At 65.4% G+C, this 15,009-nt stretch carries 16 protein-coding genes and 1 pseudogene; 9 read left to right on the top strand and 8 right to left on the bottom strand.

Annotation, left to right across the window (positions count from 1 at the left end; genetic code table 11):
- Together AWC14_RS03710 and AWC14_RS03705 are read left to right on the top strand one after the other, a co-directional pair.
- Positions 1–147: respiratory nitrate reductase subunit gamma (locus AWC14_RS03710; protein WP_142281544.1), on the top strand; the 147-nt coding region annotated here is incomplete at its 5' end.
- The gene (locus AWC14_RS03705) at positions 134–1,303 is read left to right on the top strand and encodes a tellurite resistance/C4-dicarboxylate transporter family protein (RefSeq protein ID WP_057003266.1); all 1,170 of its coding nucleotides are present in this window, start codon (positions 134–136) and stop codon (positions 1,301–1,303) included. The genes AWC14_RS03710 and AWC14_RS03705, both read left to right, overlap by 14 nt.
- Here AWC14_RS03705 and AWC14_RS03700 read toward each other — a convergent pair.
- Complete coding sequence (locus tag AWC14_RS03700; RefSeq protein WP_142281543.1) at positions 1,188–1,526, bottom strand: hypothetical protein; 339 nt, start codon at positions 1,524–1,526, stop codon at positions 1,188–1,190. The two genes, AWC14_RS03705 and AWC14_RS03700, sit on opposite strands and share 116 nt — an antisense overlap.
- A gap of 23 nt (positions 1,527–1,549) precedes the next feature.
- Between AWC14_RS03700 and hisN the strand changes: the two genes are divergently transcribed.
- From hisN to AWC14_RS03680, 4 genes are all read left to right on the top strand, one after another.
- Positions 1,550–2,332, top strand: a complete 783-nt coding sequence (gene hisN / locus AWC14_RS03695; protein WP_045385627.1) for a histidinol-phosphatase — start codon at positions 1,550–1,552, stop codon at positions 2,330–2,332.
- Between the two features lie 20 nt (positions 2,333–2,352).
- Positions 2,353–3,441 carry an AmmeMemoRadiSam system radical SAM enzyme gene (gene amrS / locus AWC14_RS03690; protein WP_045385630.1) on the top strand — a complete coding sequence of 363 codons (1,089 nt, stop codon included), beginning with the start codon at positions 2,353–2,355 and terminating at the stop codon, positions 3,439–3,441.
- Positions 3,442–3,532: 91 nt separating this feature from the next.
- A complete protein-coding gene (locus tag AWC14_RS03685) occupies positions 3,533–4,921 on the top strand; it encodes an acyl-CoA dehydrogenase family protein (RefSeq protein ID WP_045385633.1) in 1,389 nt (462 codons plus the stop codon).
- A 34-nt stretch (positions 4,922–4,955) separates the two neighbouring features.
- Positions 4,956–6,164, top strand: coding sequence for an acyl-CoA dehydrogenase family protein (locus AWC14_RS03680; RefSeq protein ID WP_045385635.1), 1,209 nt, complete (start codon positions 4,956–4,958; stop codon positions 6,162–6,164).
- Between the two features lie 48 nt (positions 6,165–6,212).
- Here AWC14_RS03680 and AWC14_RS03675 read toward each other — a convergent pair whose 3' ends face one another.
- The 7 genes and pseudogenes from AWC14_RS03675 to AWC14_RS03645 form a co-directional block, all read right to left on the bottom strand.
- Entirely contained in the window at positions 6,213–6,500 is a 288-nt protein-coding gene (locus AWC14_RS03675) for a WXG100 family type VII secretion target (RefSeq protein WP_045385638.1), read from the bottom strand.
- 53 nt (positions 6,501–6,553) lie between these two features.
- Positions 6,554–7,492 carry a fumarylacetoacetate hydrolase family protein gene (locus tag AWC14_RS03670; RefSeq protein ID WP_045385639.1) on the bottom strand — a complete coding sequence of 313 codons (939 nt, stop codon included), beginning with the start codon at positions 7,490–7,492 and terminating at the stop codon, positions 6,554–6,556.
- Positions 7,489–8,619, bottom strand: coding sequence for a VOC family protein (locus tag AWC14_RS03665; RefSeq protein ID WP_045385641.1), 1,131 nt, complete (start codon positions 8,617–8,619; stop codon positions 7,489–7,491). The genes AWC14_RS03670 and AWC14_RS03665 overlap by 4 nt, the downstream gene beginning before the upstream one ends.
- Positions 8,616–9,626: a 4-hydroxy-2-oxovalerate aldolase gene (gene dmpG / locus AWC14_RS03660; protein ID WP_057003267.1), complete on the bottom strand. Its 1,011-nt coding sequence runs from the start codon at positions 9,624–9,626 to the stop codon at positions 8,616–8,618. The genes AWC14_RS03665 and dmpG overlap by 4 nt, the downstream gene beginning before the upstream one ends.
- 14 nt (positions 9,627–9,640) lie before the next feature.
- Positions 9,641–10,075, bottom strand: a pseudogene (locus AWC14_RS03655) (acetaldehyde dehydrogenase family protein); the annotation flags it as partial.
- A 39-nt stretch (positions 10,076–10,114) separates the two neighbouring features.
- Positions 10,115–10,900: a 2-keto-4-pentenoate hydratase gene (locus AWC14_RS03650; RefSeq protein ID WP_045379711.1), complete on the bottom strand. Its 786-nt coding sequence runs from the start codon at positions 10,898–10,900 to the stop codon at positions 10,115–10,117.
- Positions 10,897–11,532 (bottom strand): TetR/AcrR family transcriptional regulator, encoded by a 636-nt coding sequence (locus AWC14_RS03645; RefSeq protein WP_045379712.1) that lies wholly within the window; start codon positions 11,530–11,532, stop codon positions 10,897–10,899. The genes AWC14_RS03650 and AWC14_RS03645 overlap by 4 nt, the downstream gene beginning before the upstream one ends.
- An 85-nt stretch (positions 11,533–11,617) precedes the next feature.
- Between AWC14_RS03645 and AWC14_RS03640 the strand changes: the two genes are divergently transcribed.
- From AWC14_RS03640 to AWC14_RS03630, 3 genes are read left to right on the top strand one after another with little or no spacing between them, the layout of a single operon-like run.
- A complete protein-coding gene (locus AWC14_RS03640; protein ID WP_081968171.1) occupies positions 11,618–13,141 on the top strand; it encodes a bifunctional 3-(3-hydroxy-phenyl)propionate/3-hydroxycinnamic acid hydroxylase in 1,524 nt (507 codons plus the stop codon).
- Complete coding sequence (locus AWC14_RS03635) at positions 13,138–14,010, top strand: alpha/beta fold hydrolase (protein WP_045379714.1); 873 nt, start codon at positions 13,138–13,140, stop codon at positions 14,008–14,010. The genes AWC14_RS03640 and AWC14_RS03635 overlap by 4 nt, the downstream gene beginning before the upstream one ends.
- Positions 14,007–15,005, top strand: coding sequence for a VOC family protein (locus AWC14_RS03630; RefSeq protein ID WP_045379716.1), 999 nt, complete (start codon positions 14,007–14,009; stop codon positions 15,003–15,005). Before AWC14_RS03635 ends, AWC14_RS03630 begins: the two co-directional genes overlap by 4 nt.
- Positions 15,006–15,009 lie beyond the last annotated feature (4 nt).

Raw genomic sequence — 15,009 nt, 5'->3', positions numbered from 1 at the left:
CCGTTCAGCCGCCTTGTGCATGCGTGGAGCTATCCGCTGTGGTACCTGTGGCGGCCCTATATTGTCATCCGCAGCCGTGTCGCGAAGCAGCCCCAAGAGCCGGGCACCGGCGGGCGGAAGTGGCGAAAGATTGGTGTCCCCTACTGAGACCGACCGGGCAACCGGCGTCCGCGAAGCGGTACGAACGCTGCATCCCGGCTACTTCGCGCTGGTGATGGCCACCGGCATCGTTTCGATCGGCATGCACAACCACGGCATGTACGCCCTGTCGGTGGTGTTGCTGTGGCTGGGCTTTCTGGCGTTCGGCGTCCTGGTGGTTCTTACCGCGGCACGGATGATCGTTTTCCGTGCCGACTTCGCCGCGGACCTGCGCGACCCGCGCCGCGCGTTCGGTTCGTTCACGTTCGTCGCCGCAGCCGACGTGCTGGGCACCCGGCTGGCCGTCGACACCCATTACCGGATTGCGTCGGCGCTGTTGCTGGTCGGCTCGCTGGCCTGGTTGGTTCTGGGCTACGTGGTGCCCTGGGCGGCGGTGTTGCGCACCACGCACCGGCCGGTTCTGCAGCACGCCAACGGCACCTGGTTCATCTGGGTAGTGGCCAGCGAATCGGTCGCGGTGCTCGCCGCCGCGCTGGAGCCCGAACTCGAAACCGGCCGGCGCGAACTGGCATTGCTGGCGGTGCTCTGCTGGTCGGTCGGGGTGTTTCTCTACGGCGCCGCCGGCATCTTCGTCGGCGCCCGGATGCTGCTGTACGGGCTGCGGCCCGAAGACCTCACCCCGCCGCTGTGGGTGTCGATGGGCGCCACCGCGATCACCGTCGTCGCCGGCGCTCGCATCGTCGAGATGGCGCACGCGCCGATGGTCGACGCCACCAGCGGCCTGATCGCCGGGATGTCGGTGGTGTTCTGGGCTTTCGGCACGTGGCTGATCCCGCCGCTGATCGGCGCCGGCATCTGGAAGCACGTGGTGCATCGCATCCCGCTGCGCTACGAGGCGCCGCTGTGGAGCGTGGTGTTCCCGCTCGGCATGTACGGCGTGGGCGGCGACTACCTGGGCAAGGCCGACCGGCTGCCGATCGTCGAATACATCGGCGCCGACGAAAGCTGGATCGCCCTGGCGGCGTGGGTCATCACGTTTGTCGCGATGCTGCACCACCTGGTGACCACGCTCGGCTTCGGTGGCGGATCTAGCCAGCGGGCGGCCCAGGCGGCTGCGCCGGCGCAAAGTTCCAGTGGTCCGGGTTCCTCTGCGAGTACACCACCGGCAGCAGCTGACCCATCGTCGGCCAGTCGTCGACATTGACCGCCATCCGCTGATAGACCGGGTGCTCGTTGACGGTCGGCCCGTTGATCACGCCGGTGATCGTGACGAACTGCTCGCCGCTGGCGTCGGGCCGCGGGCTGACACCGGTCACCAGCAGTGTGCCGCTCACCGCGTCCGCGACCCGTCGCTGCCGGAACCTGGGCGCCAAAAGCACCAGCACTGCCCCGATCAGCAAAAGAAGCACACCGAGTTCCCAGCCCACCCGGCCATGGTAGGACTACCAGCATGACGCGCCCCGACGATCTCGCGGTGGCGCTGGCGCTGGCCGACCGTGCGGACGCGGTGACCCTGGCCCGGTTCGGCGCACTGGATCTGCAGGTCGACACCAAACCGGACCTCACGCCGGTCACCGACGCCGACCGCGCCGTCGAAACCGAGCTGCGCGAGGCGCTGGCCCGCGAGCGTCCCGACGACAGCATCGTCGGCGAAGAGTACGGCGGCTCAACGACTTTCACTGGACGACAGTGGGTTGTCGACCCGATCGACGGCACCAAGAACTTCGTGCGTGGTGTGCCGGTTTGGGCCAGCCTGGTCGCCCTGCTCGACGACGGCGTCCCGCGCGTCGGCGTCGTCAGCGCACCGGCACTGCAGCGGCGGTGGTGGGCGGCCACCGACGCCGGCGCGTTCGCGACGGTCGGCGACTCCGCGCCGCGACGGCTGTCGGTGTCCTCGGTGGCGGAGTTGAGCGCGGCCAGCCTGTCGTTCTCGAGCCTTTCCGGGTGGGCCCAGCTCGGGCTGCGCGACCGCTTCGTCGCACTGACCGACGACGTGTGGCGGGTGCGCGCCTACGGCGACTTCTGGTCGTATTGCCTGGTGGCCGAGGGCGCCGTCGACATCGCCGCCGAACCGGAGGTGTCGGTGTGGGACCTGGCCGCCCTCGACGTCTTGGTGCGCGAGGCGGGCGGGACGTTCACGAGCCTCGACGGCACGGCCGGCCCGCACGGCGGCACCGCGGTGGCCACCAACGGCTTGTTACACGAGCAGGTGCTGACCCGACTGCGCGCGTAACCTGACCATCGGGTTAAGCGATGAGTGATCCGTTCACGATCCCGACACAGCACTGGCATCGCCTCGACGACGGCCGGATTCAGTGCGACGTGTGTCCGCGGGCCTGCAAACTGCACGAGGGTCAGCGCGGCCTGTGCTTCGTCCGCGGCCGCTTCGACGATCAGATCCGGCTCACCAGCTACGGGCGTTCGAGTGGGTTCTGCGTCGACCCCGTCGAGAAGAAGCCGCTCAACCACTTCCTGCCCGGCTCGGCCGTGCTGTCGTTCGGCACGGCCGGCTGCAACCTCGCCTGCAAGTTCTGCCAGAACTGGGACATCTCCAAGTCCCGCGAGACGGACACGCTGGCCAGCCGGGCCACGCCCGACGACATCGCCCGGGTTGCCGACGAATTGGGTTGTCGCAGTGTGGCTTTCACCTACAACGACCCGACCATCTTCTTCGAATACGCCGCAGATGTCGCCGACGCCTGCCACCAGCGGGGCATCAAATCGATCGCGGTGACCGCGGGCTACATGTGTGCGGCGCCGCGCGCGGAGTTCTACCGGCACATCGACGCCGCCAACGTCGACCTGAAGGCGTTCACCGAAGACTTCTACCGCAAGGTGTGCGTCGGGCATCTCGACGACGTGCTGGACACACTGGTCTACCTGTGCCGCGAAACCGACGTGTGGGTCGAGATCACCACGCTGCTGATTCCGGGGCACAACGACAGCGACGCCGAAATCGCCGCCGAGTGCGCATGGATCGCCGAGCACCTGGGCGTCGACGTGCCGGTGCACTTCACCGCGTTTCACCCGGACTACAAGATGACCGACACGCCGCCGACCCCGCCGGCCACGCTCAGGCGGGCCCGACGGATCGGGATCAAGGAAGGCCTGCGCTACGTCTACACCGGGAACATCCACGACCCCGACGGCGGAACGACGTTGTGCCCGGGATGCGGTTCGGCAGTCGTGGTGCGCGATTGGTATGCGATGCGCCGTTACACGCTCACCGACGACGGCCACTGCCGCGGGTGTGGTTTCCGGCTGGCCGGCATCTACGACGGGCCGGTCGGGCGGTGGGGCCGGCGGCGGCTGCCGCTGCTGGCCAGCCTCTCCGGGATGTGAACTATTTAACAGGCGCCTTCTATCTTACTCCGGAGTAAGATCGGCGGTACCGCATTGGCCCAATGACCGTGCTCGATAAAAGGCTGCTGACATGACCAACACCGTCCCCGCCACCAACGGACGCCCCAAGCGAACCGGCCGAAAGACCGCCGTCGGCGAATACAAACACAAGCGAACCGGGATCGATATCAGCCTGGCGCTGCTCACCCCGATCGTCGGCCAGGACTTCCTGGACAAATACCACCTGCGCGATCCGCTGAACCGGACACTGCGCTACGGCGTCAAGACCATGTTCTCCGCGGCCGGCGCCACCAACCGGCAATTCAAGAAGGTACAGGGTCTGCGCGGCGGGCCGACCCGGCTGAAGGCAAGCGGCAAGGACTACTTCGACCTGACGCCCGACGACGACCAAAAGCTGATCGTCGAAACCGTCGAAGAGTTCGCCGAAGAGGTGCTGCGCCCGGCCGCACACGACGCCGACGAAGCCACCACCTATCCCTCCGACCTGATCGCGAAGGCGGCGGAGCTCGGCATCACCGCCGTCAACGTCCCGGAAGACTTCGAGGGCATCGCCGAACAGCTCTCCAGCGTGACCAACGTGCTGGTGGCCGAGGCACTCGCGTACGGCGACATGGGCTTGGCACTACCGATTCTCGCGCCCGCCGGCGTGGCGGCGGCGCTCACCCATTGGGGCAGCGCCGACCAGCAGGCCACATACATCAAGGAATTCGCCGGCGAGAACGTTCCGCAGGCGTGCGTGGCGATCGCCGAGCCGCAGCCGTTGTTCGACCCGACCACTCTGAAGACCACCGCCGTGCGCACACCGAGCGGCTACCGGCTCGACGGGGTGAAGTCGTTGGTCCCGGCGGCCGCCGACGCCGAGTTGTTCGTCGTTGCTGCGCAACTCAATGGCAAGCCGGCGTTGTTCATCGTCGAGTCGTCGACGCAGGGCTTGACAGTAAAGCCCGACCCCAGCATGGGGATTCGCGCTGCGGCGCTGGGTCAGGTCGAGTTGGACAAGGTGTCGGTGCCGTTGAGCGCCCGCCTGGGTGAGGACGACGCCAGCGACGCCGACTACTCCGAGGCGATCGCGCTGTCGCGGCTGGGTTGGGCGGCACTGGCGGTCGGCACCTCGCACGCGGTGCTGGACTATGTCGTTCCCTACGTGAAAGAACGTGAAGCGTTCGGCGAGCCGATCGCCCACCGCCAGTCGGTGGCGTTCATGTGCGCGAATATCGCCATCGAGCTGGATGGCTTGCGAATGATCACCTGGCGCGGCGCGGCGCGGGCCGAACAAGGCCTGCCGTTCGCCCGGGAAGCGGCGCTGGCCAAGCGCCTGGGCGCTGACAAGGGGATGCAGATTGGCCTGGACGGTGTGCAATTGCTCGGCGGCCACGGCTACACCAAGGAACACCCCGTCGAGCGCTGGTACCGCGACCTGCGAGCCATCGGCGTCGCCGAGGGCGTCGTGGTGATCTGAGCCGTCATTTAAGACCTTCTACGAAAGACTAGTCATGGCAATCAATTTGGAACTTCCCAAGAAGATGCACGCCGTCATCGACAAGGCGCACCAAGGTGCCGCCGAGATGATGCGGCCGATCGCCCGCAAATACGACCTGAACGAGCACGCCTACCCGGTCGAGCTCGACACCTTGGCCAACCTGTTCGAGGGAGCCATCGAATCCAACGGCTTGGGGCTCTCCGGGGCCGAAGCGTTCCGAGCGGGCGAAAGCAAGGACGAAAACCGCAACGGCGCCAATATGGCCGCAGTGTTGCAGGCGTTGGAAGCCAGTTGGGGCGACGCCGCGATGATGCTCTCGATGCCGTATCAGGGGCTCGGCAACGCGGCGATCTCCGGTGTGGCCACCGACGAACAGCTGCAGCGTCTGGGCAAGGTGTGGGCCGCGATGGCCATCACCGAGCCGGGGTTCGGGTCGGACTCGGCGGCCGTGTCGACGACGGCCACGTTGGACGGCGACGAATACGTGATCAACGGCGAAAAGATCTTCGTCACCGCCGGTTCGCGGGCCACCCACATCGTCGTGTGGGCAACGCTCGACAAGTCGAAGGGCCGTCCGGCGATCAAGTCGTTCATCGTCCCGCGCGAGCATCCCGGCGTCACGGTCGAGCGGCTGGAGAACAAGCTCGGCATCAAAGGCTCCGACACCGCGGTAATCCGATTCGACAACGCGCGGATCCCCAAGGAAAACCTGCTGGGCAACCCCGAGATCGAGCCCGGAAAAGGGTTCGCCGGGGTGATGGAGACTTTCGACAACACCCGGCCGGTAGTGGCGGCCATGGCCGTCGGCGTTGCGCGGGCCGCCCTGGAGGAACTTCGCAAGATCCTCACCAACGCCGGTGTCGAGATCTCCTACGACAAGCCGGCGCACGCCCAAAGCGCCGCGGCCGCAGAGTTTTTGCGAATGGAGGCCGACTGGGAGGCCAGCTATCTGCTGACTCTGCGTGCTGCGTGGCAGGCCGACAATCGTATTCCCAACTCAAAAGAGGCGTCGATGGCGAAGGCCAAGGCCGGCCGGGTGGGCAGCGACATCACGTGTAAGGCGGTCGAATTGGCCGGCACCGCAGGCTATTCCGAGCAGAGTCTGCTGGAGAAGTGGGCACGCGATTCGAAGATCATGGACATCTTCGAGGGCACGCAGCAGATCCAGCAGCTGGTGGTGGCGCGACGGCTGCTGGGGTTGAGCTCGTCCGAACTGAAGTAGGTCTGCGCGCCCCGCGCCCGCCGACGTGCGGCTGGCCGCACACTCGGGCTAGCTGAACAAGCCGGTGACGGTTCCTTCGGTGTGGGCCATCGCCTGGCCGGCCTCGCTGATCGTGTTTGCGAGGTTCTGCAGCGCGTCGTTCAGTTCTGTCGCGGTGCGATCCCAGCGGGTTTGCACAGCCTGGTAGGCCTCCGAACCGGCCCCGGTCCAGGCCGCCATCAGCGTGGTAAGCGAACCCCTGCCCTCGTCGAGCAGGCCGTGGGTAGTCTGGACCGCCGCCTGAAGGTCACTGGCTCCGCCTTCGATACCGGCGAAATTCCATACCTGTTCGCTCATGGTTCTCAATGCTACGACGCACACAGCGGTGGTCAGCACACTTTTTCCGTGAGTTAGGCGTATCTCACCGTGTTGCGCTGTGTGCCCAGGTCAATCGTGTGGTCGTCGGTCGCGACGCTGGTCTCGACGACGTCACCCTCGGCCAGATACTTCGAGTTTTTGGCTTGCCGGGTGAAGAACGCCTTCCATTTGACCGCGGGCGGTAGCAGCGAGCCGACGATCTCCATCGGCTTGGGCGGGGCACTGAGCGCGGTGCCGACGGGGGTTCCGGTCAACACCAGATCGCCTGGGTCGAGGCGCTGGAAACGCGTCAACGCCTGAAGCGCCTGCACCGGGGAGTAGAGCATGTCGCCGTCGACCCGCATGTCCTGGCGGAGCTCACCGTTCACCCGCAGTCGTAGCCGCAAATCACCGAAGCGCTTGAGTTCGTCGCGGTCCAGCAGCACCAGGTTGGGACCAACCGGGGTGAACGTCGGGTACGACTTCGACTCGTAGAACTGAGTCTTGGGAAGCTGCACATCGCGCGCGGACACGTCGTTGGTCACCACGAGGCCAGCCACGTAGTCCGGCAGGTTCGCGTCGGTGATTGTGGTGCCCACCGGCAACTCGCGACCGATGACCACACCGATCTCCACTTCGTAATCCAGGAACCGGATGTGCTCCGGCTTGACGATGTCGTCGAAAGGTCCCGTGATCGAACCTGAGGCCTTGCGGAAGAACGTCAACGGAACCGACTTCGGATCCATCCCGGCGTCTTTGACGTGCGAGGCGTAGTTGGTCATCTGCGCCACCACCCGGCACGGCGCCGTCACCGGCGAAAGCAGGTCCAGGCTGTCGAGCGGCACCGTGTCGGCGCCGGATGACGCGGCCTCGATAGCCGCGCGATCGGCCAGCAGCTCCCCGGTCGTGGCGGCCGGGGTGGCGATCTGGGCCGCGCCGCTCGCGGTTGCGACCCACCAGGCGTCGTCAGTGCGCAGGATTGAAATGGTCATGAGTTGGCTACTTTCATCAACCCGATGAAGCGCTTGAGATCGAATTCGTTGTCGTCGCGAAGGCCATGGATCATCGAAAGTGCCTCGTGCGGGACGGCTTTGGGGTTGATACCGAGGAAATCTTTGCTGACTGGAGGTCCCCACTGTGCTAGTCCGGACGCGGTGAACGGCGCCCAGCCCGGCTCCAGCGTGGAGTCGAACATGTCGCCGTCGGTGAAGTGCTCCACCAGGAAGTCGTCCGGATCACGCCAGTAGTCGAATATCTGGCTACCCTGGATGTGGCGGCCGATGCCCCAGGATCGTTGATAGCCACAATCTTTCAGATACTCACCGCCGGCGGCCAGCGCGTCGAGATCGCACACCTGGTACGCAGAATGCACATAGCGGTTGCTTAGCCCCAACGCGATGGCCAGAGTGTGGTGGTCGGTGGGCGTCTGGCCGCGATCGCAGCGGATGAAACTCATTGTCGGCCCGCGGTCACGCTGGCCGGGGAAGTACAGGAAGTCGCTGACGATCATCCCAAGGTGATCTAAATACCAGTTCAGCGCCTCGCGATATTTCGTCGTCTGCAAGACCAGATGCCCGAGACGTTGCACCCGCGCGGGTTCGCGGAGCGGCCGCTGGGTGCGGTTGGCGCGCCGCAGCTCGTGGCCGAAGTTGAAGGTGTGCGCCGTTTGCGCCGGAAGCGCTTCGACTTCGTGGATGTCGGCGACCACCTTGACCGGAATACCGCTCGGATCAACCAAATCCACGGCCAGTCCGCCAAGGGTCTCGGGCAATGCCCGCGTTGGCGCGCCGGTGGCCTTGGCCAGCTGCCGGACGTCGGCCTCGTCGGCGGCCCTGAAGGCCATCCCGGCGAACCGCGAGCGAGGGCAGCGCCGGATGAGCACGCAGGGCCCGCCGGCGTCGGTGCCACGCAAGTGCAGCTCGTCGTCGGTGCGCAACAGCGTCGTGAAGCCGAACGTCTGCGCGAAGGCTTCGGCGCGAACCAGATCCGGCTTCTGAAACTCCAGCCAGGCAAGGTCTTGGACTTTGATCATTGGACTTCGGGATCGGCCCGGGTGTTCGCCTCGTCGAGGACCGTGCTCGCTGTGCAGGCCGTGGTGGCCGTCTACCGTGTCGCTCATCCGGAACTCCTCTCCGCGCTCAAGTCAAGCGCGATGTCGATGAGCATGTCTGCCTGTCCGCCGACCAACCCGCGGCGACCGGCCTCTTCGAGAAGGGTCCGGGCGTCGAGGTCGTAACGTGTTGCGGCTGTTTCGGCATGGCGCAGGAAGCTCGAGTACACCCCTGCGTAGCCGAGTGTGAGAGTTTCGCGGTCGACGCGTACTGGTCGCTGTTGCAGCGGGCGGACGATATCGTCGGCGGCGTCCTGAAGGGCGTGAAGATCGCAGCCGTGCTTCCAGCCCAGCCGGTCGGCGGCCGCAATGAACACCTCCAGCGGTGCGTTGCCGACGCCCGCGCCCATGCCCGTCAGTGAGGCGTCGACGCGACATGCGCCGTGCTCGACGGCGACGATCGAATTGGCGACACCCAGCGACAGGTTGTGGTGGGCGTGAATACCGATTTCCGTTGTGGCTAGCAGGCTTTGGCGCAGCGCGTCGACTCGGTCGGCGACGTCACCCATGGTCATGGCACCGCCGGAGTCGACGACATAGATACAGGTGGCGCCGTAGCCTTCCATGAGCTTTGCCTGACCGGCCAGTGCGGCGGGCGTGGTCATGTGGCTCATCATGAGGAAGCCGACAGTATCCATCCCGAGTTCGCGCGCCGCAGCAATGTGCTTGGCGGAGATGTCGGCTTCGGTGCAGTGCGTGCCTACCCGTACGACCTCGGCACCCGCGCTGTGTGCGTCCTTCAGCTGGCGCACGGTGCCGATGCCGGGCAGCACCAACGTGGCGAGCTTGGCGCGACACACGACATGGGCGACGGCTTCGATCCATTCCAGATCGGTGTGGGCGCCGAACCCGTAGACACAGCTGGATCCGCCCAGCCCGTCGCCATGCGCCACCTCGATGGAATCCACCCCGGCGGCATCAAGCGCCGCAGCGATGGTCACTGCTTGCTCGATGCTGTATTGGTGGCGCACAGCATGCATGCCATCGCGCAGGGTGACATCGCTGATGCAGATCATGATGTGGCTCCGGTACCCGTGACTTCGAGCAGAACGCTCACCTGGGAGCCGGTGAACTTGCCGGTCTCGGGGATATGCAACGGGTTGTGAGAACTGAAGGTTTCGAACTGAATACGCTGCTTCAGCCGGTAACCCGGCACGTAGTCGTTGACATGCTCGACCATCGCAAGCACGTCGCTCTCGATCCGCTGATGGTCAGCGTTCCCGTCGACGAGGCAGTAGACCGTGTTGCGCATCATGATGGACGGGTCGGCGGAGTTGAGGACCATGATCGCCTTGGCGCGCTGCGCTCCGCCGAGGACTTGCAATGCTGCCGCGGCGGTTTCGATGAATTCATCGATGTTGGCGCGAGCACAGGGGCTGGCGGACTTCGAGGAAATCGACGACACAATCTCCGCATACGACACAGATCCGCTGCGCGCCACCGCGGTGACGATCGGCACGGTGGCTGCCAGAGTGAGGTCAAGCTCGGTACCCATGGTTTTGCCTTACGTGAAGCTCAACGACACCGCACCGAGGCCGCCGATGGTGGCGGTGACGTCGTCGCCGGGGTGTACGAATGGGGCTGAGGTGATCGATCCGGAGATGACGAAATGGCCGGGCATGATCTCGGTTCCGAATGAACCCAGCGCGTTGGCCAGCCAGGCGACCGCCGCGGCCGGCTCCCCCATCACCGCAGCGCCTAGACCCGAATCTATTTCGGATCCGTTGAGCGACAACGATGCCCGTACACTAGGGAGGTCAAGCCCCTCGTAGGGCATCCAGTTACCAAGGACGACGGCTCCAGAGCTGGCGTTATCCGCGACAGTGTCGGGCAGTGTCAGTCGCCACTTGTCGATTCGGCTGTCAACGACCTCCAGCGCGACAGCTACCGCCTCCGGGGCGGCGCGGACGTCGTCGTCCGTGATCCCGGGTCCGCGCAACGGCGCGTGGAACAGGAAGGCGACCTCGGGCTCGACCCGCGGCGCGCAGAACCGAGCGGCCGACACCGCCGACCCGTTGGCGAGCACCATGCCATCGAGGATGTAGCCGAAGTCGGGTTCGTCGACTCCGAGCAGCGTTTGCATCGACTCGGAGGTGAGGCCGATCTTGTGGCCCACCAGTACGCGTCCCTCGCGGAGCCGGCGTCGCAGATTGACCTGCTGGATGGCATAGGCATCGGCCACGGTTAGCCCGGGATGGCGCTCAGTGAGCGGACCAATCGGCGTTCGGGTGGTTTGCGCCACATACAACAGATCGGCACTCTCCTGGATCACGTTGTGTGTCAGGGTCATTGGTCAGCGCTCTCAGACAGCATCCGCGCGGCAGTGGCGTAAAGCGCGTGGGCATGTGACTCGAACAGCCCGATCAGGTCGACGGCGTCGCCGCCGATCTCCTTGGCGATGAACAGTCCGTCGGCGCCGGCGATCGCGTAGGTGACCAACTGATCGACCTGGGCCTCGGTAAGCCCTGGGCTGAGTTCAGCCAGAGTGGCGGCAAGCTGATCCTGCGTTTGCGCCCGGACTTGGATGAACATCGCCCGCGCCCGCGGCTCGACCGGTCGTCGCTCCAGCGCCAGCATCAGCCCGAGGCGAATGAAGTCGGGAGAGTCCAGCAGGGCCTTCGCGATTTGCATCGCCATGCTCACAACGCGGTCATCTGCCGCGCCTTCGTCGGGGACCTGCCAGGCCTTCAGCCAGCCGGCGAAGCTGCGCTCGATGACCGCCGCGATGAGGTCGTCTTTGTCCTTGAAGTGCCAGTAGATCGAACTGGCAGGCAAGCCGCATTTGGCGCTGACCAGCGCGATGCTGGTGCCTTCGTAGCCACGCTCCGCGGCGATCTCGGTCGCGGCATCGAGGATCCGTTCCCGCGACAATGCCCCGTCGGCGCGCTGTCGACGGCGCTTCGGCTGGTCCTTGGCTGCCATTCAGGTCTCCTCTTGACTCCGTAGTGATCGCTACATTACCGTAGTGATCACTATAGAACAAGGGCCCTCGACGACGAGAGACATCGTGACCACTTCAGACAGCTATGACGTAGCGGTGATCGGCTACGGGCCCACCGGTGCCACAGCGGCGAACCTGCTGGGCCAGGCCGGCCTGAAAGTCGTTGTGATCGAGCGCGATCCGGATGTGTATGGCCGCGCGCGGGCGATCTCCACCGACGAGGAAGTGATGCGGATATGGCAGTCCGTCGGTCTGGCGGACCGATTGCAGCAGGACATGCTGCCCGACCGACCACTGAATTTCGTCGACGCCCGCGGGGTGCCGTTCATCGACCTCAAGATCGCTCCTCGCGGTGCGGGACATCCGCCGCAACAGTTCTTGTATCAACCCGCGGTTGACCATGTCTTGCGCGAGGGAGTGCGGCGATTCGCAGGCGTCGATGTGCTATTGGAACACGAATGCCTGCGTGTGTTGCCCATGCGCGACGAAGTCGAGCTGATGCTGGCCGACCTGCGCACCGACACCTTCAAGCGGATTCGCGCGTCGTACGTGATTGCCGCCGACGGTGGTTCGTCCCCCACTCGCGGTCAACTGGGTGTCGGCTACACCGGCCGCACCTACGCGGAGCGATGGGTCGTGATCGACACCGAGGTCCTCAAGGAGTGGGACGCCCACGACCGGTTGCGGTTTCACTGCAATCCGGCGCGACCGACTGTCGACTGCCCGACTCCACTCGGTCACCACCGCTGGGAATATCCCGCACGCGCAAGCGAAGACGACGACGAGCTGTTGCGTGAGGAGGCGATCTGGACAGTTCTGGGCGATCAGGGCATCACCCGCGAGAACGTGAAGATCCTCCGGGCCGTGATCTATAGCCACCACGTCCGTGTCGCAGACCGTTGGCGGGTCGGGCGGGTCTTTCTGGCCGGCGACGCAGCGCACGCCATGCCGCCGTGGATCGGCCAAGGCATGTCGGCCGGGGTCCGCGACGTAGCCAACCTGTGCTGGAAGCTCGCGGCCGTTGTCCGCGGACAAGCGCCGGACTCGCTGCTCGACTCCTACCAAGCCGAGCGCAAACCCCACGTCATCGAGGTCACCCGACGCGCGTGCTTCGCCGGCCGGATCATCACCGAACGCAACCGAGTCGTCGCCGCGGTGCGCAACCATGTGTTGCGCGCACTCACCCGTCTGCCCGGCCTGGACGTCCGCGTTCAGCGACTGACGTGGATGCCCGATGCCCGCTACCGCGCGGGCTTTTTCGCGGCAGGCACGCACGCGGCCGTCGGGTGGCAGATCCCGCAGCCGTGGGTGACGAACGCCGACGGCACGAAAGTTCGTCTTGACGACATTCTCGATGGGCAGTGGGCCATCCTGCACGTCGGCGAGCGGCCGGCAGGCGCACAGGCCTGGACCGCGTTGGGCGTCCGGTCTCTTCAGATCACCGAACCCACGCTCATCGAATGGCTACGGCGAAAAGAGGCCGCAGTCGTCGTACTGCGACCCGACGGATTCATTTATGCCGCAGCAGAATCCGGGTATCCACTGCCCCTACCGCCAGACATCCGCATCGAGACAGAGGCCACCGCATGACCACGACCAATCTGACCGAACGCACGATCACCGTCGCCGGCAAGCCCATCTTCTTCGCAGAAGCCGGCAGCGGGCCGGCCGTGGTGATGTTGCACGGCGGCGGCCCCGGTGCCTCCGGCGTGTCCAACTACTCGCGCAACATCGACGCCCTCGCAGCACGCTTTCGGGTGATCGTGCCCGACATGCCGGGGTACGGCCGCTCGGCGAAGTGCGTCGACCAGGACGATCCGTTCGGCTACCTGGCCGACATGATCCGCGGCCTGCTCGACGAACTCGGTATCGACACCGCGCATTTGGTCGGCAACTCCTATGGCGGCGCGGCCGCCTTGCGGCTTGCCCTGGACACGCCGCACCGGGTCGGCAAGCTCGTCCTGATGGGCCCCGGCGGAATCGGGACCACCCGCGGGATCCCCACAGCCGGGCTCAAGTCCCTGCTGTCGTACTACGGCGGCGACGGCCCCAGCCGAGACAAGTTGGAAACGCTCATCCGCAATTACCTTGTGTACGACGATGCGTCGGTCCCTGACGAGCTGATCGACCTGCGGTATGCCGCCTCCATCGACCCCGAGGTGATGGCGAACCCGCCGTTGCAACGCCCGTCCGGCCCGATGGCACTGCGCACACTGTGGCGCATGGATCTGACCCGGGATCGACGACTCAATCATCTGGCGACGCCGACGTTGGTGTTGTGGGGTCGCGACGACAAGGTCAACCGCCCGGCCGGCGGGCCAATGCTGCTCAACCTGATGCCCAACGCGGAGTTGGTGATGACGTCTCACACCGGTCACTGGATGCAATGGGAACGCGCGGAGCTTTTCAACCGTTTGACAAGCGAATTTCTCAGTACACCTTCGGTTTTCGAACAATGAGCATCTTCGGCAACGTGCACCTCGGCTACATCGTCATCGAAACCGACAAATTCGCCGACTGGCGCCGCTTCGGCCGCGACGCCATCGGCATGCACCTCGACGACACTCTGCGCGACGTGCTGCGGTTTCGGCTCGACGGCAACGAATGCCGCTTCCTCCTCCAGCGCGGGCCAGCCGAGGACGTCACCACCCTCGGCTGGCAACTCGACGACCACAACACCTTCGACGAAATCGCCAGCCGGATCACCGGACACCGTGTGCCCATCACCGAGGGCACCGCGGAAGAGGCCGCCCTTCGCGGTGTCGAACGGCTTGTGCGGTTCCCCGGCCCGAACGGCCTGGCGCAGGAGATCTTTACCCGCGCGCACCCCAGCAGCACACCGTTGGATATGGCGGTGCGCGGCGACTTTGTCACCGGAGATGCCGGTATCGGGCACGTCGCCATCACGACAAAGAAACCGCACCAGGTACGTGGCTACTACAACACTGTGTTCGACGCGCGTTTGTCCGACTACATCGACGAGACGATCAGCGGGCTCAAGTTCAAAATCCGGTTCCTGCGGGTCAATAACCGCCACCACTCCGTGGCGATCGCCGCCGTTAACCGGCTGCCGATCAACCCGATCCGGACCCGCATTCAACACCTCAACATCCAGGTCGCCGATCTCGACGACATGACGGCGTCGTATCAGCGAGTCAAAGAACTCGGTTTCCACATGGCACTGGCCGTCGGTCAGCACACCAACGACCGCGAACTGTCCTATTACGCGATAACGCCGTCGGGTTTCGAATGGGAAGTCGGGTGGAATCCCCTCGCCATCGACGAGAAGACCTGGGAACCCACTACCTATCAAGGGATCAGCATCTGGGGCCACACTCCGGAAGGTCAAACGATCGTCGAGAAGCTCGCTCAGTTCAAGACCGCGGCCGCCTCGCTTTTACACCGCGAAGACACCATCCCGGCGCTATCCGGCGCAGGAATTCCCGACGACTAACGAA

It is taken from the genome of Mycobacterium kyorinense, assembly GCF_002101735.1.
Classification (GTDB): Bacteria; Actinomycetota; Actinomycetes; order Mycobacteriales; family Mycobacteriaceae; genus Mycobacterium; species Mycobacterium kyorinense.
The sequence above is the reverse complement of the archived record's forward strand: the minus strand, read 5'-3'. Positions and strand labels throughout refer to the sequence as shown.

Excerpts from the sequence above, each read along its gene's own strand:
- AWC14_RS03665 (WP_045385641.1), bottom strand. The coding sequence starts at position 8,619 with ATGAGCGACACGGTAGACGGCCACCACGGCCTGCACAGCGAGCACGGT.
- AWC14_RS03630 (WP_045379716.1), top strand. The coding sequence starts at position 14,007 with ATGAGCATCTTCGGCAACGTGCACCTCGGCTACATCGTCATCGAAACC.
- AWC14_RS03685 (WP_045385633.1), top strand. The coding sequence starts at position 3,533 with ATGACCAACACCGTCCCCGCCACCAACGGACGCCCCAAGCGAACCGGC.
- hisN (WP_045385627.1), top strand. The coding sequence starts at position 1,550 with ATGACGCGCCCCGACGATCTCGCGGTGGCGCTGGCGCTGGCCGACCGT.
- AWC14_RS03670 (WP_045385639.1), bottom strand. The coding sequence starts at position 7,492 with ATGACCATTTCAATCCTGCGCACTGACGACGCCTGGTGGGTCGCAACC.
- AWC14_RS03675 (WP_045385638.1), bottom strand. The coding sequence starts at position 6,500 with ATGAGCGAACAGGTATGGAATTTCGCCGGTATCGAAGGCGGAGCCAGT.
- AWC14_RS03635 (WP_045379714.1), top strand. The coding sequence starts at position 13,138 with ATGACCACGACCAATCTGACCGAACGCACGATCACCGTCGCCGGCAAG.
- AWC14_RS03645 (WP_045379712.1), bottom strand. The coding sequence starts at position 11,532 with ATGGCAGCCAAGGACCAGCCGAAGCGCCGTCGACAGCGCGCCGACGGG.
- AWC14_RS03650 (WP_045379711.1), bottom strand. The coding sequence starts at position 10,900 with ATGACCCTGACACACAACGTGATCCAGGAGAGTGCCGATCTGTTGTAT.
- dmpG (WP_057003267.1), bottom strand. The coding sequence starts at position 9,626 with ATGATCTGCATCAGCGATGTCACCCTGCGCGATGGCATGCATGCTGTG.
- AWC14_RS03680 (WP_045385635.1), top strand. The coding sequence starts at position 4,956 with ATGGCAATCAATTTGGAACTTCCCAAGAAGATGCACGCCGTCATCGAC.
- amrS (WP_045385630.1), top strand. The coding sequence starts at position 2,353 with ATGAGTGATCCGTTCACGATCCCGACACAGCACTGGCATCGCCTCGAC.